The 23,452-nt window shown below is 57.3% G+C and carries 21 protein-coding genes and 3 pseudogenes; 8 read left to right on the top strand and 16 right to left on the bottom strand.

Annotated features, from left to right (window positions below; all coding sequences use genetic code 11):
* Positions 1-161 precede the first annotated feature (161 nt).
* The gene (locus N2599_RS29735) at positions 162-1,598 is read left to right on the top strand and encodes an MBOAT family O-acyltransferase (protein WP_027512808.1); all 1,437 of its coding nucleotides are present in this window, start codon (positions 162-164) and stop codon (positions 1,596-1,598) included.
* Positions 1,599-1,612: 14 nt separating this feature from the next.
* Positions 1,613-2,761: an alginate O-acetyltransferase AlgX-related protein gene (locus tag N2599_RS29730; protein WP_027512809.1), complete on the top strand. Its 1,149-nt coding sequence runs from the start codon at positions 1,613-1,615 to the stop codon at positions 2,759-2,761.
* A 213-nt stretch (positions 2,762-2,974) separates the two neighbouring features.
* Here the strand turns inward: N2599_RS29730 and N2599_RS29725 are convergent, their stop codons facing one another.
* Positions 2,975-3,235 carry a YxzC family protein gene (locus tag N2599_RS29725; protein WP_037143394.1) on the bottom strand — a complete coding sequence of 87 codons (261 nt, stop codon included), beginning with the start codon at positions 3,233-3,235 and terminating at the stop codon, positions 2,975-2,977.
* 785 nt (positions 3,236-4,020) lie between these two features.
* Between N2599_RS29725 and N2599_RS29720 the strand changes: the two genes are divergently transcribed.
* On the top strand, positions 4,021-4,611 hold the full coding sequence (locus tag N2599_RS29720; protein ID WP_027512811.1) for a hypothetical protein: 591 nt from the start codon (positions 4,021-4,023) through the stop codon (positions 4,609-4,611).
* Positions 4,612-5,173: 562 nt separating this feature from the next.
* Here N2599_RS29720 and N2599_RS29715 read toward each other — a convergent pair.
* Positions 5,174-5,653 carry a GNAT family N-acetyltransferase gene (locus tag N2599_RS29715; RefSeq protein ID WP_027512813.1) on the bottom strand — a complete coding sequence of 160 codons (480 nt, stop codon included), beginning with the start codon at positions 5,651-5,653 and terminating at the stop codon, positions 5,174-5,176.
* 325 nt (positions 5,654-5,978) lie between these two features.
* On the opposite strand from N2599_RS29715, the pseudogene N2599_RS29710 reads away from it, so the two are divergent.
* Positions 5,979-6,124: pseudogene (locus tag N2599_RS29710) on the top strand (IS5/IS1182 family transposase); the annotation flags it as partial.
* A 21-nt stretch (positions 6,125-6,145) separates the two neighbouring features.
* Here N2599_RS29710 and N2599_RS29705 read toward each other — a convergent pair.
* The 6 genes and pseudogenes from N2599_RS29705 to N2599_RS37685 all read right to left on the bottom strand — a co-directional run.
* A complete protein-coding gene (locus tag N2599_RS29705; RefSeq protein WP_051336774.1) occupies positions 6,146-8,221 on the bottom strand; it encodes a peptidase domain-containing ABC transporter in 2,076 nt (691 codons plus the stop codon).
* Positions 8,222-8,330: 109 nt separating this feature from the next.
* On the bottom strand, positions 8,331-9,494 hold the full coding sequence (locus N2599_RS29700) for a beta-barrel domain-containing protein (RefSeq protein WP_209444086.1): 1,164 nt from the start codon (positions 9,492-9,494) through the stop codon (positions 8,331-8,333).
* Positions 9,495-10,077: 583 nt separating this feature from the next.
* Positions 10,078-10,272, bottom strand: coding sequence for a hypothetical protein (locus N2599_RS29695; RefSeq protein ID WP_260308494.1), 195 nt, complete (start codon positions 10,270-10,272; stop codon positions 10,078-10,080).
* Complete coding sequence (locus N2599_RS29690; protein ID WP_027512818.1) at positions 10,269-10,901, bottom strand: hypothetical protein; 633 nt, start codon at positions 10,899-10,901, stop codon at positions 10,269-10,271. The genes N2599_RS29695 and N2599_RS29690 overlap by 4 nt, the downstream gene beginning before the upstream one ends.
* 116 nt (positions 10,902-11,017) lie before the next feature.
* Positions 11,018-12,886, bottom strand: a complete 1,869-nt coding sequence (locus N2599_RS29685) for an alpha/beta hydrolase family protein (RefSeq protein WP_027512819.1) — start codon at positions 12,884-12,886, stop codon at positions 11,018-11,020.
* Positions 12,887-13,306: 420 nt separating this feature from the next.
* Positions 13,307-13,643: pseudogene (locus N2599_RS37685) on the bottom strand (hypothetical protein); the annotation flags it as partial.
* A 126-nt stretch (positions 13,644-13,769) separates the two neighbouring features.
* Here N2599_RS37685 and N2599_RS29675 point away from each other — a divergent pair.
* Positions 13,770-14,117: a hypothetical protein gene (locus N2599_RS29675; protein WP_027512821.1), complete on the top strand. Its 348-nt coding sequence runs from the start codon at positions 13,770-13,772 to the stop codon at positions 14,115-14,117.
* A 4-nt stretch (positions 14,118-14,121) separates the two neighbouring features.
* Here the strand turns inward: N2599_RS29675 and N2599_RS37680 are convergent, their stop codons facing one another.
* Both N2599_RS37680 and N2599_RS29665 read right to left on the bottom strand, forming a co-directional pair.
* Positions 14,122-14,391 (bottom strand): hypothetical protein, encoded by a 270-nt coding sequence (locus tag N2599_RS37680; protein ID WP_156915350.1) that lies wholly within the window; start codon positions 14,389-14,391, stop codon positions 14,122-14,124.
* A 501-nt stretch (positions 14,392-14,892) separates the two neighbouring features.
* Positions 14,893-15,450, bottom strand: coding sequence for a hypothetical protein (locus N2599_RS29665; protein WP_027512823.1), 558 nt, complete (start codon positions 15,448-15,450; stop codon positions 14,893-14,895).
* A gap of 419 nt (positions 15,451-15,869) precedes the next feature.
* Here N2599_RS29665 and N2599_RS29660 point away from each other — a divergent pair.
* A pseudogene (locus tag N2599_RS29660) lies at positions 15,870-16,017 on the top strand (helix-turn-helix domain-containing protein); the annotation flags it as partial.
* A 405-nt stretch (positions 16,018-16,422) separates the two neighbouring features.
* Here the strand turns inward: N2599_RS29660 and rctB are convergent.
* From rctB to N2599_RS29635, 5 genes are all read right to left on the bottom strand, one after another.
* A complete protein-coding gene (gene rctB / locus N2599_RS29655) occupies positions 16,423-16,896 on the bottom strand; it encodes an SMa0974 family conjugal transfer regulator (RefSeq protein ID WP_156915351.1) in 474 nt (157 codons plus the stop codon).
* A 430-nt stretch (positions 16,897-17,326) separates the two neighbouring features.
* On the bottom strand, positions 17,327-17,779 hold the full coding sequence (locus N2599_RS29650) for a helix-turn-helix domain-containing protein (protein ID WP_037143374.1): 453 nt from the start codon (positions 17,777-17,779) through the stop codon (positions 17,327-17,329).
* Positions 17,780-18,092: 313 nt separating this feature from the next.
* On the bottom strand, positions 18,093-18,278 hold the full coding sequence (locus N2599_RS29645) for a hypothetical protein (RefSeq protein WP_027512826.1): 186 nt from the start codon (positions 18,276-18,278) through the stop codon (positions 18,093-18,095).
* A 10-nt stretch (positions 18,279-18,288) separates the two neighbouring features.
* Positions 18,289-18,969, bottom strand: coding sequence for an acyl-homoserine-lactone synthase (locus N2599_RS29640; RefSeq protein ID WP_063829627.1), 681 nt, complete (start codon positions 18,967-18,969; stop codon positions 18,289-18,291).
* Positions 18,970-19,044: 75 nt separating this feature from the next.
* On the bottom strand, positions 19,045-19,773 hold the full coding sequence (locus N2599_RS29635) for a helix-turn-helix transcriptional regulator (RefSeq protein WP_027512827.1): 729 nt from the start codon (positions 19,771-19,773) through the stop codon (positions 19,045-19,047).
* 209 nt (positions 19,774-19,982) lie between these two features.
* Here N2599_RS29635 and N2599_RS29630 point away from each other — a divergent pair, with 209 nt between their 5' ends.
* Complete coding sequence (locus N2599_RS29630) at positions 19,983-21,041, top strand: C45 family autoproteolytic acyltransferase/hydrolase (protein WP_027512828.1); 1,059 nt, start codon at positions 19,983-19,985, stop codon at positions 21,039-21,041.
* Here N2599_RS29630 and N2599_RS29625 read toward each other — a convergent pair.
* Complete coding sequence (locus N2599_RS29625) at positions 21,017-22,180, bottom strand: Rossmann-fold NAD(P)-binding domain-containing protein (RefSeq protein WP_027512829.1); 1,164 nt, start codon at positions 22,178-22,180, stop codon at positions 21,017-21,019. The genes N2599_RS29630 and N2599_RS29625 overlap by 25 nt on opposite strands.
* 197 nt (positions 22,181-22,377) lie before the next feature.
* Between N2599_RS29625 and alr the strand changes: the two genes are divergently transcribed.
* Positions 22,378-23,409 (top strand): alanine racemase, encoded by a 1,032-nt coding sequence (gene alr, locus N2599_RS29620; protein ID WP_051336767.1) that lies wholly within the window; start codon positions 22,378-22,380, stop codon positions 23,407-23,409.
* Positions 23,410-23,452 lie beyond the last annotated feature (43 nt).

Genomic DNA, 23,452 nt, shown 5'->3' with positions numbered 1-23,452 from the left:
AATGAGGACATCAACTTGGCCACTGATCTTGTTTCTGACCATGAGGGCGCAGCTTTGCCCGGATGCGCATTTTACTCGTTCTCGCGGGAGGTTGCGCCGGCCATATCGAGCCGCGCCGGTTGCCGCTCGAGTTCCCGCCAGAGCTAGGAGAGGTTGCGGACATGGTCTTTTCGTCGGTCATCTTCATTTTCGTCTATCTGCCGCTGTTCCTCGCGCTCTATTACGCCTGCCCGGTTCGATATAGGTCCTATTTTATCCTGATTGGCTCCTATTGCTTCTATGCCTGGTGGCGGGTGGATTTCTCGCTGCTCATGCTGGCCACGACAGCATTCAATTATGGCGCGGCGCTATTGATCCACGGGGCTCAAACACAGCAAAGGCGAAGACTGTTCCTCGTGGCAACCATCGCCGGCGACCTCGCGCTGCTCTTCTATTTTAAGTATTTCAACTTCTTCGCCGACAGCAGCGCCTATGTGTTCAATCAGGGCGAGCCCTACAGCTGGTCGTTGCCGCACGTCATCCTGCCGATCGGCATCTCCTTCTACATCTTCCACAACGTCAGCTATGTCGTCGACGTCTATCGGCGCGATCTCGAACCGTCGCGGACCTTCGCTGATTATGCGGCCTTCATCGCCTTCTTTCCGCATCAGATCGCCGGTCCGGTGCTGCGCTTTTCCGATCTTGCCGAGCAATTCTATGGCCGTGAACACAACTGGGCGAAGTTCAACTACGGTGCGATGCGCTTCCTGACGGGGCTTGCCAAAAAGGTGCTGATCGCCGACTCAATCGCTCCGGTCGCTGACGCCGCCTTTTCGATCCCAAATCCGACGATGGCAGAGAGCTGGCTCGGCGCCATTGCATACACGCTCCAGCTCTATTTCGATTTTTCCGGCTATTCGTCCATGGCGATCGGACTCGGCATGATGGTAGGCTTCCATTTTATCGAGAACTTCGACGCGCCCTACAGATCCGTCAACATTACCGATTTCTGGCGCCGCTGGCACATTTCTCTGTCGAGCTGGCTACGCGACTATCTCTACATTTCGCTGGGTGGCAACCGAAAAGGCGTTGGACGCACCTATTTCAACTTAGCGGCAACCATGGTGCTTGGAGGACTGTGGCACGGAGCAAATACGACCTTCCTGGTTTGGGGGGCTTGGCACGGGTTCTGGCTTGCGGTGGAGCGCTATTTCAAGGTTTCGGCTAGTGCGCCCTTTCGCGTTTCGTCCTGGCTCTTCACCATGCTGCTCGTGGTGATCGGCTGGGTCTTCTTCCGGTCGGCCAATATGACCGAAGCGATGAGCATGCTCGCCGGCATGGTCGGGCGGAATGGATTTGGTTTGCGGAGCGACTATGCCTGGGAGTTTCCGAACTTTGGGTTTCTGCTGATGGTGGTCGGCGTTCTCACGGCGCTTGGCGAGCCGCAATTGCGCCGGTTCTTCGGTCTGAAAACGACCAACGAACTGGTGTACGTCGGAGGGATCGATTATCCGCATGTCAATCCGGTCCTGGCAGTTACCGCGGCCGTTCTCGGTCTGGCTGCGATTGTCAAGCTCGTGGCCGATAGCGACACACCCTTCCTCTATTTTCAGTTCTAAGGAGAGCCCCTGATATGGACGAGATCTCTCAGGTTATCACTTCCGGCGAAATAGATACTCTCACGCCAAAAAAAGACGGACTTAGTCTGAAGGGGACACTGGCCTATCTCCCAGCTCTGTCGATTTTTATCCTGTTTGCTTGCGGCGTTGCGGTCCTCGGTCACTTCTGGAATAGCAAGGAGGTGGCTGAGCATATGCAGTCGAAGCGTTCCCTCGCCGACGTCGTCCAGGGGCGTGAGGCATTGGCGGTCGAGAGGATTTACAAAGATACCTTCCCGATTAGGGACTTCTCCACCGGTCTGTTGAACCTCATAAGCTTCACGGTATTTGGCGAAGCGCGCAAGGGACTGATCAAGGGGAGCGACGGCTGGTTCTTCAGTGATGAGGAATTCAGCTGGAACCGCAAATCCTTGAGCATGCTTGAGAAGCATCTAAGCTTCGTCGAGGACACGCTTTCCACGTTAAGAGGGGCCGGTGTGGAGCCTATTCTTCTTTTGGTTCCGGAAAAGGCGGACATTTATCGCGATAAGCTCGGCAATGCCGCCGAGCCTTCGTCACGTGAGCACTATTATGAAAGCGTGCGGCTGCGGCTGAGCAATATGGGTGCACCGGTTCCCGATCTGCAGAAGGCCTTCCGACAAGCTCGTGAACAAAAGCCGGTCTTCCTGAAGTCCGACACTCACTGGACTGTGCAAGGCGCTGGTGTGGCCGCCCGTTCCGTCGCGCAGGTGCTAGCACATGATTCCGAGCTGAAGCACAAAGAATTTGCGTTGAAGCCAGAAGGAGAAATCGTGCACATGGGTGACCTCTACAAATTCGCCAAGTTCTCGATCTTTGAGCGCTTCGTCCCCATGCCCGGCGATCCTCTCGCGTCGCTTGCCGCCGTGACCCCGGATGCCAGCCTTGACGACCTGATATCCGACGACGATGAGGGGCCCGAGATAGCGATAGTGGGCTCTAGCTACAGCGCCAATGCCAAATGGAGCTTCGAAGCCCAGTTGAAGGTGGAGGCGAAAGTCGACGTTGTTAATTTCGCTGAGGAAGGAAAAGGGCCGTTCACCCCGATGGAGACCTTCCTCAAAGAGAAGCTCCACCAGCAGAAGCAACTCAAATATGTCATATGGGAAATGCCACTTCGCTATTTTGATGAGGTGGCGTACTGAAGCGGGTACGTTAAATGGTCGATGTTGGCTCCCGACCGAGTTCTGCATCGATATTGCCGGAGGCATCGGTGACGAGGCGCACCGAGGAGAGTTGATCGCGGTGCAGGAAGGGCAAGGCGGGCTGCCGGGCGGCCGCTCGGAAACACGGCTCTAGATGGCCGCCGACAGCACGACGGCTCACGGGTAAGCAAGTTCGACGGCATCAAGCGAGCACTACACGCCCAGCTCACGTCGTGCATTTTCAAAATCCGATACCGTGTGCAAATATTCTCCCGGAACGTCCATTAAATCCACCCCGCTTAGGTACAGGATCGCTTCCCATATTTTTGCTTCATTCGACTTCTCCATGTGCAATTTGCCAATATCATCCGCCTCGATTGCCCGACTTGCAAAACGTGCGACCTCCTCGCGACTCGCGGAGCCGCTGCACAAACCATCAAACTTATCGCGTATTTGGTTCAGATCTATATTCATTTCACCACCTTTTACTGAGCTTACGGGTCTCGTTAAAGAGGAAGTGAACCTTCGGACCTCCGGTCTGTGGCCGAACTTGGCGTACAGCTCCCGCAGCATCTAAGCTTTCATGCCATGTTCGCGTGAGACCTGTACTCGGATTCCATTCCCTTACCAAGCGTCTGCCGATCATCGTACCGGGCTTGGATGCTGGCATAATGGTTCCATAATATCGGAACCGTCCGTTTTCCAATATCTTAAAGCCTTTCGATCCATATTTTTGTAGCTGGCCTCAAATGTTGAGTGACAAGCGAAGCTACGGGCTTCGTTTCCTTTGCGACGAGACCCGCTTTCGAACTAATCCCCAATAAGCCGGCAACGCTGCGCGAGATGAAAGCTTCGCGTTTCCGCCGGTTGCGTATTCAAAACCGCCGGGCTCTAACCGCCGCTGGATGAACGTTCTACGGCAGTCAGCGCGGTTGTTCTCGATAAAGGCGAAGTTTCCACACAGCCAATTCCTGCCTTGAGTGCAGGCGGACGATTCAGCGGTACATTCGTCTTACCGAGAGCCGGCCTTGAAATGACGATCGACACGTGGGCTCAGCTTTCTGAACTTCCAAACAATTGCACGATGTGCATAATCATCTCAGGGTTGAGATTCGCTGAGGGCATTAATGAAAAACTCGTTCGTCACTCAGGGCGCAAGTTCGGCCTGGGCTGAGCGCCGAGGGACTCCGCCTCCAACGAGTTCGCCGCCGAAAACCCCCAACTGGACAGCAAACCAATCCCTTCGGAAACACGAGACCATGACGAGAAGCCGTTTCACTTTATTGCTTATCGCAGCCCTTCTGCCGGCCGCAGCCCACGGCGCGGATTGCCCGTCCGCAAATACCGCCGACAAAGGTTTTGTGCTGGAAACCACCGGCGCACGAAGCGAATTCCGAAAGGCCGAAGGGCCAATCGTCAAAACCGTCAATCACTTTGACGGTTCACCCCGGCAGACGGTGTTCTCGTTTGCCGGTCTGTTCGATCTGGCCCGTTTCAGCAAGGATGAGCAATATGTCATGCATCCGCTGTCTGATCTCAGCCGCATTCTCCCGCTCAAGAAACGTTCCCATGCCAACATCGCTTTCGTGCCGCTTGGTCCGATCGAACCGGCTGATACGCGCTGGAGCCTGGAACTGACGGTCGCCGGACAGGAAAGCTTCAGCCTCGGGGAATGCAAATATAAGGTGTTCCGGATCAAGCAGGTCACCAAGAAAGGCGACGAACAGATCGACGTCTTGAGCGTGCTCTATTCGCCTGAACTCCAGGCTACTTTGGCGAAGGTCTACGACGAAGGCACGGCCGACGAGTTCACCGTTCGATATGATCGGATCCAGTCGCTGACGCAGTGACGCCTGCCGTCACCATGTATATTCATTCTGTCGATTGCCGCGATGTCGCTCCCTGTCTGGTTGCACAACTACCAGTCCAGACGGCTTGGTGCGCTACAAGGCTCGCAGAAGCGTGGTGAGTAGTGAGCGCACCAAAATCGGCGCTGCTTGTTGGGAGATGACGTTCCGCATAGCCGTCGTGGACTGACAGCTTGTTACGGAGCTGTGTCAGTGGCTCTGAGGGCTATCTCTCAGTTACCTCCAGGCGAAAAGATGCCGGGTGCTGCCCGCAGCATCTTTCAGATTCGCTCGTACGCGTTGCTCGACCCATTCGAGCCGTCGCCGTGATGCGTTGCGTCTAATCAGGAGGCCTTTCGTTGAACCTTATGCGTCGAATGCTTTTGGGGTCCATATGGGCAATAATCGGCGGGAAACCGTCATTGGCGCAGGAATCCGGCCCAGATTCCTCCAGCCAAGAACCAGCGACGCAAGCCGCAGCGGCAATCGCGCCGCCAAAAAGCCCTGCAAGTGCAAGTGGCGCGAAACGCAGATCGATGTAGATGCCGGACGCGAATCCCACATTTTAGGTATCGGCAAAGCTCTTCAGCATGTCTCCTGACATCCGGTAGCGGATCCACTCCTGCAGCGGCTCTGCGCCGATCGCCTCGTAAACGCGGATCGCCGGCTCGTTCCAGTCCAGAACGCTCCACTCGAAGCGGCCGCAGCCGTTTTCCTGCGCAATCTTCGCCAGCTGCTTCAGCAGTGCCCTGCCGGCACCCAACCCGCGCGCCTTCGGCGTCACATAGAGATCCTCGAGATAGATGCCGTTCCTAGCCTGCCACGTCGAATAGTTGAAGAACCAGATCGCCATGGCAATCGCTTGGCCATCCTGTTCGCAAACCAGCGCTCGCGTAACGGAGCCTTCGCCAAAGATCGATTCCTCGATCGTCTCGACGGTTGCCGTGACCTCGTCCTCGGCCTTTTCGTAAATCGCCAATTCGCGGATAAAACCGAACAGCGTCGCGGCGTCTGCGCGCACAGCCTCACGTATGGTCAATGCCATGTAAATCCCTCACAGCCTCTTTGATTTTTGAAATGCGCTCCGCGGCCCCACGCCCATTTCGTCCGTCCGCAACCGAATTGAAACCAGCCGGCATTGCGAAGATTGGAGTTTCTTGACCGCCTGCATCTCAATTATGTGATTTGCCGGCGATCTTGCAAGCACCGCTGCTTGACGAAGAGCGCGATCTATGTCGCGCTCTTCGTGGGGAGGAGGATGAATTGTCGTCATCGGCTGCTCGGCGCCTGTGTCACTGCATACCAGAGGAGCATATTCCGCCTATCCAGCGGAAGGTGTTCGATGTCGAGCGACGGCGGACATGGATCCCCTAGGTCTGCGTGGTCTCGGCTGCCCGGTCCGCTTCAAACTGACTGCAGGCCAGAAGGGCGATGCGCCGCAAGCCGATGCCCTGATCGAGGCCTGCCCGCCAACATCGTCATGGCCGACACCGCTTATGAAAACAGTCCGGCCCGATGCCCGTCGGCTTCCGAACACCTAAATTTTTGCCTGCGTCAGAGCGCCTGAGCACTCGGCCGGTTCTTGATTTCCAGCCTCGCTTGGCTGGCTGATCGCCTGCAGGCCGCTGCCGTCCATGTAGAGTATCCTGTCGGCAGATGCGATGGTTTCCTGCCGGTGAGCGACGACGATGCGGGTGATGCCGAGCGAGCGGATGGATTGGTTCACGCGATCTTCGTTCGCTGCGTCCATGTGAGACGTGCCTTCGTCCAGGAACAGCATCTTCGGCTTTCGATAGAGAGCGCGAGCGAGCAGAACCCGCTGCTTTTGACCGCCCGACAGGCTCGAGCCCATGTCGCCGACGAGCGTTTCGTACTGCATCGGCATTTTCATGATCTCATCATGAATTGCCGAAGCCTTTGCCGCCTCGGCAATGGCGACGGGATCGGCCTGCTCGGCAAACAAGGTGATGTTGTCCGCTATCGAACCGGCAAAGAGGTTGTCGTCTTGCAAGACGGCCGCGATCTGATTATGAAAACTCTTATAACCGAACTGTCGCAGGGCCATGCCGTCCACTAGGACGTCACCCGATTGCGGCTCGAAAAGACCAAGCATGACCTTCAAAAGCGTTGATTTTCCAGTTCCTGATGGCCCCGTGATCGCGACATGCTCGCCTGGATCAACAACGAGGTCGATGTCGCTCAAGACGGGAGGATCGGTTGAGGAATAGCGGTATGACACACCTTTCAGCTCGATCCTCCCTTTGAGCTCCGTAACGGCGACCGAGCTTGCTCCAAAGCTTCTGTCGTCATCCTCCAGGGCGATGTCGGCCAGCCGTTCGAGATGCAGTCTCAGCATCATGAACGCCATTCCTTGGTCGACGAGATTTCCGGCTTTTTCGAGAAACTGGCCTTTATACGCGAGATACGCAAAGACCATGCCGACGCTGAAGCCGCCGTCCATGACGAAGCCGATCGCAAGATAGATCGTCAGGATGTTTTCAAGGCCAAACAGCAAAGCATTGCCCGTCGCCTGCCAAATGCCAACGCGGGAAGCGCGAATGTTTGCGTTTACCGCATCCGTCAAAAGCGTCTGCCACATCGCATGACGCATCGTTTCGCGATTGTAGAGGCGGAACGTCTGGATGCCGCGTATCGTCTCGATCAGCGCTGTCTGCTCCTTGCCATGCGCAATGATCGCGCCTTCCCGGGCACGGCGTTCGAATGAAAACGACAGCAGGCGGACAACGAGATAAAGGACGAAGGCCGTCAACGCGACAAGCGCCAATTTGGCGCTGTAGAAGAACATGATGGCGAGCGTCGTCAGGGCAAGCAGTCCGTCCACAAGCGTTCCGGCGACGCCTTCACTCAGCATCTTCTGGATTGGCTCGACCGACTGGAAGCGGGAAAGAATGTCGCCGACCTCGCGTTTTTGAAACCAATCGAGCGGCAACCGGAACAGCTTCCTGGCGATGTTGGAAGCAATGCCGAAGCCAAGGGCCGACCCCGCGGCCAAAATCACGAAGGAGCGAAGAAAGCTGGCGCTGGCGTTAAACAGCGTGAACAGGCCGAAGCCCAGCGCCAGGACCGAAAGCAGGTCGTGATCGAGTGCAGGCAAAGCGTTGTCTATTCCGATCTGCAGGAAGTAGGGAAGTGCAAGAACATAGACCTGCAGCACGACGCTTAGAACGACAACCTGCAGAAAGGAGCTTCCAAGGCCGTTGATCCGGGTCCAGAGCTGCGACCAGCCCAATACGGTGCGCTCGGTCTTTTTCTCAAATGTTTCGTTCGGCCGCAGCTCGAGGGCGACGCCCGTGAAGTGCTCCGAGATCTCGGACATCCTCAGCCATTCGCTGCGGCCGGCGGGGTCGTGGATCAACGCCTTTTCACCCGAAACCCGTTCGATGACGACGTAATGGTTCATGTTCCAGTGAAGGATGGCAGGCAGCGCGAGATTGGCCAGCGCTTCGAGCGGAAGCTTTACCGCGCGCGGAAGAAGGCCGATCTGGTCGGCGATCTTTATCAGGCTTGAAAGCGGAGCTCCACGGAAAGAGGGGGTGAAGCGGCGGCGCATGGTTGCCAGGTCGATTTGGCGCCCGTAGAAGCTTGCGATCATGGCCAGGCAAGCCAGGCCGCATTCGCTGACTTCATTCTGGCGAATGAGACGAATACGCGCGATCGACAGGAATCCGGCTTGAAGTGGCGTTGGAGACAATCGCGCTATCCTATCGTCTTTGCAACGCGAACAGGGGTTCGAACAGCCATTCGAGCAGCGACTGACGGGCCGTCGCAATTCGGGCGGACAATGTCATGCCCGCAAACAGGGCTTGCGGCTTACCGAAGGCCATTATGCTCTGCCGCTCGAGCTCTACCGTTACGAGATAATTCAGGTTGGTATTCGTGCCATTGCCGCGATTGACCGGGCTCTTCGAGAGGCTCTTGACGCGCCCCGCGATCGTTCCAAAACTCTGATAGGGAAAGGTATCGATCGCCAGGCGCACCGCCTGTCCGACTTCCACGAAGCCGACTGCTGCGTTCGGGACGTCCAGTTGCGCGTGCAGCGGGGCATTCAGGGGCACAATGCTCATGAGCGCCTGCTGCGCGTTCAGCGGTTCGCCGATCTTGGCCGTGAGCCCAGAAACGGTTCCGGCGATCGGGGACCTGATGACGTAGGCGCGGGACTGTTCATTGGCGGCAATGCTGCGATTGATATCCTCACGCTGAGATTGAAGTGCGGCAATTTTCTCGTTCGCCCTTGCCTTGACCTGATCGAGCATCCGCTCGGCGTCGGATAGATCCGACCGTCGCTCCGTCAATGTACTTTCGAGGACGGCCATCTGTTGCCGCCGTTCCGTGAGCGAATCTTCGCGCAAAAGCACGTCACGTTTTGGAACGATCCCTTTATCCACCAGCCCCCGGATCCGCTCAACGTCCTGCTCGATCGAAGCGACCAGGTCTCGCTGCAAGACGATCTGATTTTGCAGTTTCTCGATTTGCGTCCGGTAGCCGGCTATTTGCGCGTCGAATTGCGCAGTCTGGGAGGCTTGATCGTTCTTCACCTCGATCAGCTGCTCGGTAATACTTGCGTTTTGCCGGGCGAGCATCTGTGCGACTTTCTGGGACGCCGATTCACCGCTCACCAGGTAGTCCTCGGAGCGTACAGCCACGAGCTCTTGAGCCTCCTTTACCAGGTCGCCGTCATGGACCATCATCTTCATGACGACGCCGGAACGCGGCGGCATCACCGCAGCCACGCCGCTATCAGGCAATATCACGCCCGTCGCGGTGACGATCCGGGCGTAGCTTGCAATGGAGAGGAACAGGACAACGGCAACAAGAACGCTGGCCATCAGATAGCCAGTTGCGTGCCACCCCATGGGCACCGCCATCGACACCGATCCCGTTAAACGCTGGGACTGACGTTCGAGGGCCTCTCGACGAAACAGACTCATGCTGATCAGATGCGACCGTTAGGCTAAGGGGAGGCTCCCCGCCTCTTGGACGGAGTGCCTCCTGTTTCAATGCTCAGGTGAAAGCTCTGGCTAATCTGCAAACATCATATGCATTACGGGCAACACCGGCCGCAGCAAGCGCTCCAACACCAACGGCAGAAAGGCCGATACCGGCATCAATGGCTGCGGGATAGGCCAGGCTACGGCTGCCTGCGCGCGCGGCTGTCGCGTCGATTCCGCTTCGAACGCCGGCGCTGACGGCACCACCAGCACTGTGTTCGATCTCCGTTTTCGAGAGGTCTTTGATGCCTTGCACTTAACTCACCATTCGTTTCTTCGGAAAGGGTCGAAAGCACCACGTGCACGGGAAAACTAGGCCTGGCGGCGATCACGTCAACCTGAAGATGATGATTATTGGCTTTACGCTCGACATTCGGCACAGGAAAAAGGGCCGAGAGATCTATTCTCTCGGCCCTGACACATCATGGATCTACCACGAATAGCGAGTGGTCCTATACGATCAGGACGGTCTCCTGGTTAGGAACTCGTATGCCACGAAGGTTGCGGACATTGCCAGGAATACGCCTATCGCCAAGGGATAGTTGGCGGTGGTGTTCGGATCCGTCAGTTTCGGAATGCCGATGACTGCGACGGCCGCCAATAGCGCCGACAAGGCAATCTCCAGGGCGATCAATTTTGAAAGAGCTGTCATCATTGTCCTCCTGACGATTGCCGGCCTTCGGCCCAAAGCGGAGCCCAGTCCTTCTGCTTCACCACGCTGCCAATCAGGAAGCATAGCGGTTCGCCGATGAGGCGCACGAGTTTCCCACCCAGCGACCCCCTGGAGCGGCGGCCGGCCTGATAAGCGATCTCCTCGGCACGGGCCTTCGCGAGTGGGTACATGATTTTTTCCGCCAGAGGACTGCGCCGCATCAGGCGGACGTAAGGAATTGCCCAATATTGATAACCGCGGACGGTTGTCTGCGATAACGCCTGATACGTGAATTCGAGGTCCGCGCGCCAAAGATCGCGGTCCAGCATCCCGCGACGGAAGAAGTGGGTGCAGATGACACGACCACTACTGTTGCCACCGCCGGAAAGGCCACCGTTATAGATACTGCCAGTCGCGCCCGCCGCGAACCCCACGCCGCCCGCGATACCGGCCTTGCCGATGCTGCCGGTCGTCGCGTAGGTTCCGCCTGCCGCGTATCCGCCACCTATGAGCCCGCGATCGACATGGCCGACCCAGGAGCCGGCGCCTGTCACCGCGTCGATTTCGTCATCCTCAAGGGGATAAATGTAATATTCGCTGGAATCCGCATTAACACTCTGAACGTCAACCATAGGTGCCTCCGAGGTAAAGCCAAACCGCCAATCGGGCGAACGAGGGGAGGTTAGGGCAATCAGGGAGGGTATCAAGGTTTGTTTTTCGCAATTAGCGCACGGAAAGCGCGAGTTATTCAATGTCGCTTCATAAAACGCCTCCGAATCCAGTGCTTTAACAACCAGGCGAATGCGTCTATCTTTTTTGCCCTGCCACCCAGCATCCGCTTCAGAAACATCTCAATCTCGCGTGCTCGAACCAGTTTGGTCTGCCAGCCCAGGTACCCATGACCTTCGCGCCGGAAGTAGAGAGCCGTGACATCGAGGCCCGCGCCGCGCAATCCGTTCTCGAACGCTTTCGTTTGTTCAAATCCCACGACCGCATCTTCCAAGCCGGCAGTGAGCAAGAACGAGCCATGCAATTTCTTCACGTTGTGGACCGGTGAGAAGGTCCGCATTTGCGCAAGCTCCCCAGGTTCGTCCGGATCTCCGAAGTAGCGTATGACCTGGCTCAGGAATAATCCCCAACCGGCAGGGTTGTTCTGCATCTGGTAGGGTAGATCCAAAATCGCATAATCGATGATTGCCGCCGAATAAAGCTTGTCATCACTGCTCATCGCCAGTGCGGCTTCGAACCCGCCGTAGCTTTCGCCGGCAACAGCAAGTTTTCCCTTTCTGGCTATGCCTTCTGCGATCAGCCAAAGCCCGGCATCGGCAATGTCATCCTGGATCCGTCGCCCGAACTGCCGATAACCCAGGGATTGGTATCTTTTCCCGAAGCCGGTGGAGCCTCGATAGTTGACGGATAAGATCGCGTATCCACGGCTTGCAAGGAAACTTTTCTCGACATCGTAACCCCAGCGGTCGTGTCGTGCAGGGCCGCCATGGGCCATCACGATGCTTGGGACGGGGCAGGAGGCATCCACCGGAAGTGTCAGCAACGCTGGTATCCGCTCGCCGTCTCTGGCCTTAAAGCTCACGGGCCTGGTTACCGCTGATGGAGCGGGCAGCGGCCGTCGAGCGGACGGGGCAAGGAGCGTCTTCTTCCCTTGATTTAAGTCCAAAAGGTAGTGCTGATAGGGTTCTTCATCGTAAGAAATTGCGACAGTGACGAGGGAGCCATTCTTTGACGAGCCTGATATCTCAACATCACAATGCCTGCCGCGATCAAAAATGAGCTCAGTGAAAACCGCGCCTCTTTCCGACAGCGCGAGATACCGGGGATAGCCATCATGAATGACGGCGACATCCGTCGGCTCGGCGGGCGTGAAGCGGAATGCGTCCGATACGTCTACGTTGTTGTCTCCGGCGAGAACGGATTCAGCGCCGGTTGCGGGATCCAGGAACACTAACGCAACTTTGTCCCGTTGCCGGTTTGAGAGAGCCTCGTAGCTCTTGCCGTTTCTGTCCGTGCGCCAAACGATGAGCGTATCTTCGGGTTCAATGATCGCGAGTTCCCGCCACGGCTCTTTCTCGCCGGCTCGGTGAAGATAGCGCCTCATTCCGGACGAGGTGAGTTCAACGCGGAGGCACGGGACCTGGGCATCATTCAACAGCCAGCTTTCCGTCCGGCCATTATTTTGTTCGATCAGCCGCTTGCCGTTTCCGTCTGCCCTCGCTGAGTAAAGGTCGGCAAAGGTGGGGTTTCGGTCATATGAAAGGATCGATTGGCCGTCGGCGGCATGTCGTGATTCCGCGATGACCTGCCAGGTTCGCAATCCTTTTGGTGTCACGTCGGTTCTTGTCTGCGGCCGCCTGGGATCGACCTCCCACAGGCGGTCATTCTGGGTGAGAACAAGAAGGTTCGCGTATCGTCGCCAACCAAAATGGACGACACCGCCTTTGAAAGTGGCGAGCAGATTCAATTTTGCGCCAACAAGCTCCCCAACGAACACGGCACGAACGCCGAGTTTGGAACCCCACCATGCCATCAGCGTGCCGTCGTGGCTTGGTTCGTATCCCCATACGGCGCGCGCGTCAGCGTAAAATCGGCTGGTGGAAAGCAATCGATCCCTCACTCGTCCGCAATTGGGGGCGCGGTAGCGCCGGCCTAGGGCGTATGAGAGGATGGTCCAGCGTCACCGATGTTCAAGTGCCGCTGCTCTTTTTTGGAGAACCTGCGCCAAGTGCATCATTCAGGATGATCACGGGCGATGACCAGATAGCTCAGCGGCTTTGCTGGCTGATCTCGGCTCCGGATGCGCGAAAAAGAAAGACTCCGCCTGGTGGTGTCGTCGTGACACAGATGCTGCTTTGGTTACTTCGCTTGGCGTCGAAGAGGACATGGGGCATCGTTGGCAGGAACAAATTTTGAGGACGTCCGAGAGGAAGTGGCTCTCGAGCATTCCGTCATTGGCTCTTGCGGAGAGGCTTTGAATCCAATCGCCGAGCCGGATAGAAGTGGATTGCCTTTCCGCCTATTGGTTTCATATTGACCGGATGGCTATGGAGTTGAGCCACCACGCCGGGTCGATCGAGATATCGATGCTGAGGTCGTTGAGCAGTGCCCAAATCTCGTCAGCGAGACCGACGTAAACCCAGACCTTCTTGTTGGCGGGAAACGCCAAGCTCGTGTACAGATTGACGACCCGGCGCCGTCTGGACCGTGTCGCCTGGATAGCTCTCGCCGTCACCACTGCATTCAAGCCCCGCGACGAACCACTGATCGCTGACCTCGTTTGCTGGATCGACGTCCTCCCAGTTCCAGAATACCGCCAGCACCAACCTCCCACGCGTCGACGCATTAAAGTCGGACCGGCCCCAAAGCGGGCCTTGGCGTCCGCTACAGTACTCAAGCGCACAGTCAAAGAAACACCTTCCTGAAAAAAGACTGTGAATGCTATGTTCGACAAGACTTAATTTTGTTGGACATGGAACGAGTCCGAGGTCATGAGAAAGCAAAGCAGCTCCAAAAAGCCGACAACAGGGGACGACGGGCTTCTGACAAAGGCGGGACGTCACGTAAAAACTGGAAAGTTCGTTGCGATAAGTAAGGCACGCTTTAATGCCGTGATGAGAGCTGCCGAACATTCCGGCCTGCTCGGGGAAAAAAGCAAGCGAATAGGGGGCCGTATCAGTCCCGCGCTTATTGAGCAGGCGAAGAAGCACACAGGCATTGAAACCGATACCGATCTCATCGAATTCGCCCTGGCGAATGTAGCTCTCGACGACGATTTTGGATCCACTTTCCGCAAGACACGGCGGACCGTCGATCCTGATTTGAAGCTCGGGTTCTAATGTGTCAGGCCTCGACTTCGACGCGGCCGTCCGTTGGGCACGGTTCGATCCGGGAAAAACCTTGGCGCGGCGCGATGATGATGAGTTGCCGTTCCTCGGTGATGTGGCGGAGGCCGGGCAAGAACTCCTTCGCGACACGTGCGTCTACATAGATGGTTTGCAGGGACGTGCCCCTGACATCGTTGCGGACTTGCTCGACATCCGCCATAGCAATCATTCGACAATCGCTGTCCAGGAACTGATGCACACGGTCGGCGCGCTCGATCCCGAGCATCCCGGCGCGAGGACGGCGGTTCGGCAGATCAGGACGATGATCCGTGAAATGCCGGCGCACCGCATCTTCGCGCCGGATGCCGATATACTGAGACGCGCGGCTCTCCTGTCTGGGATGCTATGTCGATTGTAAGGCTACCAGCGCGATGCCCGCCTACGCGCCCTTCACGACTGCGTCCTCTTCTTGCAGGCGCAAAAGCTCGGCCTCACCGTTCTCACGGCCAATGTGAGTGACTTCGACTGTCTGCTTCAGTTGCTGCCGACGGGTCGGACCCTGTTCTATCGCTCAAGCGATTAACCTGGTGCACCCCGCACTTTCTGTCCCGTCGGCGAAACCGAGTTCTGGACCTGCTGTGAACCCCGCCGACCACGCTCGTCACTGTTCCTGCGGCAGCCCATCTCCTTCCCTTAGAACAAGCCCAAAGCGGTCGCATCTGGAATTGTCGAGTTCCTCCGGAAGCTTGACCGCTCGTCAACATCGTGCAGGCCGCTACAGCAAACGTCACTCTTTCGAGACTACTGGTCGGTCATGATCGATACGGTCGCGATATGCGAGCAGCAGATCCCACAGCCTCCCCTCGCCAAGCGCGACGTCGAGTTCCCTTGAAGCCAGATAGGGGATGAGTATCAGCAGCATGATCACGCTCGTCGCCATCATCTCCGGCAGCTTGTCGCCTCCAATTTCCGCGAGCGTGGCGGCGATCGTTCTGCCGTTGCTGAGCCCGACGATCGCCTCTTCGACGACCGAGAGGGCGATGAGCAGAACAAGATAGAGCATCGCCTTGTAGAGTATAACGGAAACGAGCCTCCGCCTTGTATCTCGTTCACCCAACTTGAGGACGTGGCCGAGCAGGATGAATTTGCCGAGGATCAGCGCCTTGATAGCCGGGATGCCAAATGCCGAGAAATGCACACCCTGCCCGCCAAGGATCGCCATCTTGTAAAGAACGAGTGCTCCGAAGCAGACGTACAGATACGCGGATAGAAAGGCATATTCCTTGAGCTCGCGCTTTGCTCTTCGGGCGATCGCCGCAGGCGAGCGGATTTTCTCTGCTGTCATGAGTCGGCTCCCATTGGCCGTGAGGGTCGCGCAAGGCGCTTGTCCGTGTTTCCCGCTCTCCTGCAGCTTCGCGAGCCCGCCGTTGAGCGCGAGGCTGCCGGGCTGCGGCCCTCACTCAGACTAAACATTGGTCTTTGCGCCCGTGTCAATGAGTGCGTCATGCAATGACTCGCTGCTTACGGTGTGTACCAGATCGGCGGGGTATTAGGATCGCGCGGTGACGGTCATCGTCGTGCCTCGAAGTTGGCGAACTCGTCGTTCGGCGACAGGAAAGGATGGGCGCTGGACGTCGGATCGGAAGGGATCCTGCTGAAGACAAGTTCGTTGAGCGCCCCAAGCAACTTTGCGTTCGCGCTTTTCTGGTACTCTTCTGATATAGCTGACAAACTCACGCGAGCCCGGCTGTCCCCACTGCTCGCATGGATATCGCGCTTGCCCGGCCGAATTTTGCGCCTCTGCGCCAAGAAAAGGGTCTGACGCAGGAGGAGGTGGAATCGCGGTCGGGCCTCGCCCAAAGAGTATTTGAGCGATCTGGAGTGGGGAAAGCGTAATCCGACCATCTTCACTACGAACGTGTCCAGGCGCCCGGCCATGTGCGCCTCGAGGATACGCCGTCTATCGACTGGAGCCTAAGTGCAGCCGGTGGGGCAGCGGCGATCAAGCTTGCAAAATACCCCTCCGGCGTCAGCGCAAAAGAAATACTCAGCAGTCCTGAAAAGAAAGCCACGGCGAAGTCTAGGGGTGGCTCCTCGTCTCGCCACTACAAGAATTCGGAGCCCCATCATGCCGCCTGCCGGTGCAGGAGGAACAACCGCAGGAGCCGGCGATGCCGCAATCGAGTGACGCTCGTGCCAATCCCTCGAAGCTCGTCTTGTGCGATGCGGCCATAGCCATACCTTCTTCCGACTGAAGCATCGCCTCTCCTTGCGTTGTTTCCAACTATGCAGGATGCACCGAAATCTCGATCGTCATCTATTGATCCTCTCGCAAGGCTGGGCAGTTCTTCACGTCGCTAGCGGTAGTTTTGCAGATGGTCTGGCAGTCATCGCCGCGCTTAACCGGTGGAATCGTGATGATGTGTCCCAGCAGCCCCTCGATCACCACAAAAGGCTCGCCTGCAGTTGGATACCAGGAAATCATCAGCCGGTTCTCCGACGTTGCGAGAAAGAGACTGCTCTCAAGCAGTATCTGAAGAGCGTGGCGGACGACGAGATTGCTGGCACAGACCCATAGCAGGAGGCCTCCCTCGAAGCCCCGGACGATTGCCTTGCCTTCATCGAAGACTAGCGTCCGTTCCGTCCCTTTGCCATTGACCCTCCGGGCGAGATGGGAGATCGGCAGGGAAATCTGCTCAATGAGGTCGCACGGGTTCGACGCCAAGACATAGCTCTCGACAGCATGCCCATAGGCTCCGGCTTCTCGTATTGATTGATCGTCAGCTGCCACCACAATGTTACCTCCTTGGTCTGTCGGGAAAGTCGATGCGTAGAGATCCTGGCGCAACCGCCGGCGATCTTATTGCGACCTTTGCCTCGGCACTCGATTGAGGACAAATGCGGAGTCCCACGTCGCCAAGCCGGGCCTGCAGCGACGCATGACGAAGCTTGGACGGCGCTTCTATCGAAAGCCGAGTTCGGCGTCGCGCTGACCTCGACCTCTGCGCAGTGGCCCTCGAGAAAGCTCGCGAGCGGCGCCGCGCGGCACGCGTTAGATGGTTTCGGCGGTTCTCAAAGCCATCTTTGCGATGCCGCTTCGGGGATGTCGAGGAAAGTCGGAGGCGGACGCCACCGGGCTGTCAGTAGCTGTCGGATGCGATAAAACGCGCCCAACGCCACACGTCCAGCAGGCGCGTCCAGCCCGGTTTGTAGGAACGAATTCAGTCGTCCGCGCTGCTGAAAGTGGCCAGGAGAGAAATGAACTTCGGACGCATCTTCTTCGGTATCGCCATGAATGCATCCACCAGCCGTTGACCCTCGTCAGTCGCTATGAATTCCTCACGTACTTCGGCCTTGCGGCTCAATGCTGCACTGCTGCCACAATCAGGCTTCGAGAGCGTCTCAAAGAAATAGCCCATTGGTACGTCAAGGACCGCAGCAATCTCATAGAGTACAGACGAACTGACGCGGTTAACGCCACGCTCGTACTTTTGGATTTGCTGGAATGAAACACCAACGCCCGCACCGAGCGCGGCCTGAGAAATTCGCAATTGCTGACGGCGTACACGAATGCGTCTTCCGACCTCTTGGTCGACGGGGTGAAGTGAGACCGGGTTGCTGGCTGTTTCCTCAACCGGAAATGCCGGCCTTTCAAGCGGATAGTTCTGTGCCATATATGAGCTCCCACAGCCAGAAATCCTGGCGGATCCAGCAGTCGGGGAGTTGGAAAGCCGTTGATTACCGGCCCCTGTGGACTTTAGCCCGAAGGCCTTTTGTATACTCCACAGGCTCCCCGACCTGAAAGGTCGCGAAGTAGTCGCTCACAAAGCGCGTTATCAATCAAAAGGGGTTTCCACGCCCCAAGACGAACAGCGTCGCCTCCAGTGCAGTCTAACAACGTAACTCACGATTGCAAAGAACTTTAAGATCAGATCTTAAAACGGCTGGTTCATTCTGTTGTTGCTGCCGTCCGCAACATCTGGACCATCAGTGCCGGTCTTCGTCATTTCCGTCGTCTGTCGCGTGAACGATCATTCCGAGCAAATATCGTATGAACTCCAGGTCTTCGATCGGTGGATAGCGGCGGCAAACTTCCTCCACGATCCTGAGAAGGTTCTGGGTCTTGTCGTGCACCATTGCCTTGATCAATCGCTCGGCGCTAGTCGCATCCATCAGTGATTTCCTACCTAGTCCCACGAGTTGAGTCTTTCCAGATCGGGTGATGATCGACGGGTAGGTCGCGAATGCGATTCAGCCGCCATTGAAGGTTGGGCGGGAGCAAAGATTGCGTTATGCCATAAGCCAATCGATGGTGTTGAAGCACGGTTGCTGACGGGTAAACTGCAGCGGCAACCATCGTCTCACCATTGTAAAGCGCTGGCTTGCACAGGTACCGGACAGGGTAGCCTCTACCCTTCATCATCTCGACAAGCTTCGGATGCGCCTCGATGATCACAGCCTCTGCGCCAACAAGCACCAGGTACTCCAGAACGCCGGTCATCAACAGGTCCACAGCCGCAACGTTATCAATCCGCGGGGCCGCCTTTTCCGCTGCACATCGTCCCCATTCGAAGACGCGTGGGCCACATGGGTACGGTTTCCCCTCCATGATCTCAGGGTATACCTTTGAGAGAAGGTGCGGGAAGGTCGTGGGGAGCAGCCGCGAGTAGCCGATGATGCTGTGCCGGTGAGTCAGAACGAGGTGAATGGTGCGGGACGTGTCATAGGCATCCCGCTCGCGTTCATCCACGCGGCGTATGGCCTCCCAGCCAAGCTCTTCCACAAAGCGGCGATGGCGATAACGCCAAATGGCCTCCATGAGCGCTTGGTCATTGGCCTGCTTGCCGTGGATAATTTGAAGCATAAAGTCACCTCAGGTCGCACGTCGTGAGTTTACAACCGTCGGTTCCCAAAAACTATTCGCAAATTGTCGTAGTTTTTATCGCTGCAGGCCCTGCCGGAACGCTTCCGCGATCAACTGGGCTCTATTTTTGGCCTGCAGTTTTTGCTGGAGATTACGCAGGTGGATCTGTACGGTCCTTTGCGACCGGCCGGTGATCCTGCCAATTTCCAAATCTGTTTTGCCCGCTACGCACCATGCAAGGCATTCGCTCTCGCTGCGCGTGACAGCCACAGGTTTGCGAATCTTGTTTTTGATGCCTTTGAGATCCAGAAGCCTGGCAAAGGCGCTCGCGGCAACAATGCGCAACAGGTTGTTTTCTTCCGTCGAGATATCGAGGCGTGGGCCGGAAACTGAGAAAACACCGTCCAGCCCGGCATTGGAGTGTACCGGAATGGTGAGGCCGTCCACCAACCCGAATTGAGCCGCCTCCTTCATGATCTGTCGCGCTTTCGGCGCGAGTCCCCGGTGGTCGATCGCCTTCGACCAGATGATCGGCTTGTCGTTTTGTCTGACGAGATCGACGACCGGATCGCGGTGGATATAGTTGTTGTGAAGATACCTCTCGAACCATTCCCGAGGCCAGCCTTTGAGCAAAAAGCGGCCCTCTAACCGTTCATGGCGAAGAGGCAATGCTGCCATCGCAAAGCTCTCAAATCCAAGTTCCGTTACCACTTTGCCGACGAGACCCGACAGTTCGATGGACGCATGCGCTGCGTCGCATGCCTTGAGAAAATCAAACATGAGGTTGGCTAAAATCCTGTTCACCCCAGATCACTCCGTCGCAAGTCAGGCAAAAAAAATTTCCAAAATATGGACACGTCGCAATCGCTTGGTCGACCGTCCCTGCCGCTGAAAGCTGCGTTGAACTCTCTACCGTGTGTTCAACTTTCGAACCACTCAAAATTGCCATCCATGGACGCGCGACGTGGAAATCTCATAATATGGAAAAATCGCTTTCACCATCCGGATTTTCCATGTCGCGACGCTTTCCTATCGTAGTTTTGTATGGCCCTCCATTCGAGCGCGGTCGCCAGCATGGGTCTCTCTTCTCCTCTTCGATCCGAGCGGCTCTCGACGCGCTCCGGGAGCGGGCGGGGGAGGCGGGTTGGAGCGCTGCAGAAAAGGTCGCTGGTTCGTCGTGGACATATCTTCTGGGCCAACATCCGCAGATCGCTGCGGAAATTAAGGGGATTGCAGCGGGTGCAGGATTTTCTCCGCTCGACATCTATTGCCTGAACGGCTTCGAGTTTTTTGATGAGCCGGCGCCGACGGGCTGCACAAGCGTGGCCGTCTCGACATCGGCAGGCGCAGTTGTTGGCCAAAACTGGGACGGGCCGGTCGGAACCGAAGAGCAGCTTGTTCTTATCGTGCATTGTGAGCGGGGTCTTCAATACACAATGATCACGTCACCGGGCACGCTCGGCTGGGTCGGCTTCAACAACCGCGGCTTTGCCTTCGTCACCAATGACCTGATGCTGGATCGATCGGCAACTGGCATCCCGAGCCTGGTCGCCAGGCGCCTGATCATCAGGCAGAGACGGGTTGAAGATGCCATTGCTGTTCTGCGGTCGATCGATCACATGGGCGGCCGCTGCTATCTGTTCGGGGACGAGACGGGCGCTGTCGGAGGTGTGGAGATCTCTCCCAAAGCGGGCGTCATTTCCCTTGAGGGGCCGGCTATCGTCCATACCAATCATCCTGTGACAGATCCCCTCTTGCCGCACGAGTGCGTGGACGTGGCCGCGGCAGTCTATCCGTCGAGCCAAGCCCGCCTGCATACCCTCAATCGTCTCCGGCACTTGCTTGACGGTAAAGAAGGTGTCCAACGGGCGTTGAGCGACACCTCCGGTGCGCCGGACGCGATATGCAAGTCTTTTTCCGCCGACGAGCCGACGCAAACGGCGTTTTCTTTCATTTTCGGGTGTCGCTTGATGGAGGCCGCACTGTCCGTCGGGCGCCCCGCCACGAACGCCTATCATGACTACGCACCGGTGGACCCGGTCCTGCGTCATGTGGCCGTCAGGTCTGCCTGACCGGAACGTCGGGCATATTCGGCGAAGCGCGTGGCAAGCTCGTGTGCCCGATCCTCGCATTCGTCCGGTCTGAATGCGGTGCAGCTATAGCCGAGGGTTTCGCGCATTATTTCGGCAGACTCTTCCACTATGTGCACCGTCCCGTCATCATCAACCGCCTCGATGCCGTCGAATCTCTGGCATCGGTGGTTGATGTCGATGGCATCGTCAAGCGTTAGTCCGTTTGGCAACTCAACCAAGAACCCGTTCTTTGCAACCCGCACCGGGTAACCTCCGACAAGCCCGAGCGGCCCAGGGCCATGAACGACGTCTCCCTTTCGTCGCGCGACCGCATGCAGCATGGCGGTCGCCGAGGATGCTGTCACGGATTGCCCGGCCAGGCCCTTGATGCGGCGGAAGCGGCCCGCGACATGGCTGAAAAGTGTTTCGTGATCAAGATCGTCAGGCGAGACTTCCATTCCATCGGCGTAAACGGTCAAATGATACGGAGCGCCGGCGGCCGTTCCCGTACTCGGCATGCGGTAACTCAGGTAGTGATGGGCAAAGAAACGAACGTCGATCGATGACGGATCGCGCCCCAGAAGATAGGCTGCAGCCAGGCGAACACCCGGCACCGCGTTGGCGATGTTTCCGATGCCGACGGCAGGCGCCAAGCCCTCGGCTGCGAGTGCCGCATTGACGACATCGGGGTAGGACGCATTGACGACGATAGCGTTACTTTCTGCAAGTCGAACCGCCTTCATCAACCGGCGGATAAGCACCATATGCATCGGCGTCCATACGCCGCCTCGTGCTTTATCCACGCGCTCATAGGCTTCTTTCGGCAGCTTGGTAATCACCCACCATGAATGGAGAGTGGTCGCGTTGAATATGATGTCCGGCCTCAGCTTCTCGATCTCTGCGGCGGTTGCTTCAACATTCATGAGATCCATAGGCACGACGGTTACATGCGGCGTGTGCCCGAGATTCATGGCCGTGTAGAGAGCGAGATTGACGCGCAGCAGAGCGCTCTCGGGCCGTCGCGCGCCCACCGTGATCTCATAGTGCTCGCCGCTTTGCGCGAGAAGATCCAAAACATCGCCTCCCAGCACACCGCTGCCGACGATCAATATTCTTACCCGTTGCGTTTCTTTTTGCATTGCCAATCCTCCAGTTAGCGACGCTCGCATAGCGATCATACATGATCAACGAGCTCTCTATGGTAGAATATGCTTGCCTTTCCTGGAAATTGCAATAGAGAATTAAAGCCCGTAAAAATTGTAATCGATGATGCATGATGTCTTCAGGGCCAGAGTTGGAAATTGATCTGTGTGCCATAGGTTGGAACTTCCGCGTTTTGACCGCTCTGACTGCGGCGACCGTATCGGCCGTGGTCAAAAGCGATGCCTATGGTCTCGGGCTGGAGGCGGTTGCCAGCGGCCTGGCTGCCGCTGGCTGCCAGTCTTTTTTCGTGGCCGATCTAAGCGAGGCCGAAAAGCTGCGACGCATCTTGCCACGTGCAGCGATCTACGTACTGGCGCCGGGCTATGCGGCAGACCCGACTCCGTATCATAAGCGAAGCCTGGTGCCCGTGTGCAACTCGCCGGAGGATGCGATCTGTGCGGCTCTATCCGTCGAAAGGGCTCCATATGCGGTCAACCTGGAAACCGGCTTTCACAGGTTCGGCTTGACCTTCGATGACGTGCGCAGACTGGCGCAAACAGAGACGCATGTCCCGGCTCTCGCGCTGAGCCACCTTGCTTGCGCAGAGACGCGTGACGCGCCCGCAAACGCGCTGCAATGGAACCGCTTCGTCTCGATGTGCGAAATGTTAAGGCCACGAAGAAGAAGCCTTGGCGCGTCGGCGGCGATCTGGCTCGGCCGGCGCTTTCACTTTGACATCATTCGCGCCGGATCGGCTCTTTATGGCCTGCAAATGCCGACGGCCGATCCGAGCCCCATTCGTCCCGTCGTCAGGCTCTGCGCGCCACTGGTGGCGGTTCAAACCGTTAGCAAGCGTGAAGCAGTGGGCTATGCCGCGACGTTTGCGACATCGCGCGTTACGCGCATCGGTACTCTGGCACTCGGTTATTCGCATGGCCTTCCCTTCGCTGCGGCGAACCGGATTTCCGTCAGCATCGGTCCGCATGAAGCACCGCTCATCGGTCGTGTGGCAATGGAATATGTCACGCTCGACCTTACTGACGTTCCTGAAAGCCTTTGCCGGCCGGGTATCGCTGTCGAAGTTGTCGGTCCGCATTTCTCGGTCGACGATTTGGCGCGTACTGCGCAAACAAATCCCCAGGAGGTTCTGCTTCGTTTAGGCGCCGGTTGCCGACGCCGCTACGTCAATTCTCCCGTTGGGGCGGCTGGGGGCTGGGGTCGATGATGACGAGCCACAGGAGGGCAGCTTTCTGCATATTCGGGGCGAC

It is taken from the genome of Rhizobium sullae (genome assembly GCF_025200715.1).
Classification (GTDB): domain Bacteria; phylum Pseudomonadota; class Alphaproteobacteria; order Rhizobiales; family Rhizobiaceae; genus Rhizobium; species Rhizobium sullae.
Note: the sequence above shows the minus strand (reverse complement) of the source record. Positions and strands in the feature narration are given on the sequence as shown.

Excerpts from the sequence above, each read along its gene's own strand:
- N2599_RS29735 (WP_027512808.1), top strand. The coding sequence starts at position 162 with ATGGTCTTTTCGTCGGTCATCTTCATTTTCGTCTATCTGCCGCTGTTC.
- N2599_RS29730 (WP_027512809.1), top strand. The coding sequence starts at position 1,613 with ATGGACGAGATCTCTCAGGTTATCACTTCCGGCGAAATAGATACTCTC.
- N2599_RS29725 (WP_037143394.1), bottom strand. The coding sequence starts at position 3,235 with ATGAATATAGATCTGAACCAAATACGCGATAAGTTTGATGGTTTGTGC.
- N2599_RS29720 (WP_027512811.1), top strand. The coding sequence starts at position 4,021 with ATGACGAGAAGCCGTTTCACTTTATTGCTTATCGCAGCCCTTCTGCCG.
- N2599_RS29715 (WP_027512813.1), bottom strand. The coding sequence starts at position 5,653 with ATGGCATTGACCATACGTGAGGCTGTGCGCGCAGACGCCGCGACGCTG.
- N2599_RS29705 (WP_051336774.1), bottom strand. The coding sequence starts at position 8,221 with ATGATCGCAAGCTTCTACGGGCGCCAAATCGACCTGGCAACCATGCGC.
- N2599_RS29700 (WP_209444086.1), bottom strand. The coding sequence starts at position 9,494 with ATGGCGGTGCCCATGGGGTGGCACGCAACTGGCTATCTGATGGCCAGC.
- N2599_RS29695 (WP_260308494.1), bottom strand. The coding sequence starts at position 10,272 with ATGATGACAGCTCTTTCAAAATTGATCGCCCTGGAGATTGCCTTGTCG.
- N2599_RS29690 (WP_027512818.1), bottom strand. The coding sequence starts at position 10,901 with ATGGTTGACGTTCAGAGTGTTAATGCGGATTCCAGCGAATATTACATT.
- N2599_RS29675 (WP_027512821.1), top strand. The coding sequence starts at position 13,770 with ATGAGAAAGCAAAGCAGCTCCAAAAAGCCGACAACAGGGGACGACGGG.
- N2599_RS37680 (WP_156915350.1), bottom strand. The coding sequence starts at position 14,391 with ATGCTCGGGATCGAGCGCGCCGACCGTGTGCATCAGTTCCTGGACAGC.
- N2599_RS29665 (WP_027512823.1), bottom strand. The coding sequence starts at position 15,450 with ATGACAGCAGAGAAAATCCGCTCGCCTGCGGCGATCGCCCGAAGAGCA.
- N2599_RS29650 (WP_037143374.1), bottom strand. The coding sequence starts at position 17,779 with ATGGCACAGAACTATCCGCTTGAAAGGCCGGCATTTCCGGTTGAGGAA.
- N2599_RS29645 (WP_027512826.1), bottom strand. The coding sequence starts at position 18,278 with ATGGATGCGACTAGCGCCGAGCGATTGATCAAGGCAATGGTGCACGAC.
- N2599_RS29640 (WP_063829627.1), bottom strand. The coding sequence starts at position 18,969 with ATGCTTCAAATTATCCACGGCAAGCAGGCCAATGACCAAGCGCTCATG.
- N2599_RS29630 (WP_027512828.1), top strand. The coding sequence starts at position 19,983 with ATGTCGCGACGCTTTCCTATCGTAGTTTTGTATGGCCCTCCATTCGAG.
- N2599_RS29625 (WP_027512829.1), bottom strand. The coding sequence starts at position 22,180 with ATGCAAAAAGAAACGCAACGGGTAAGAATATTGATCGTCGGCAGCGGT.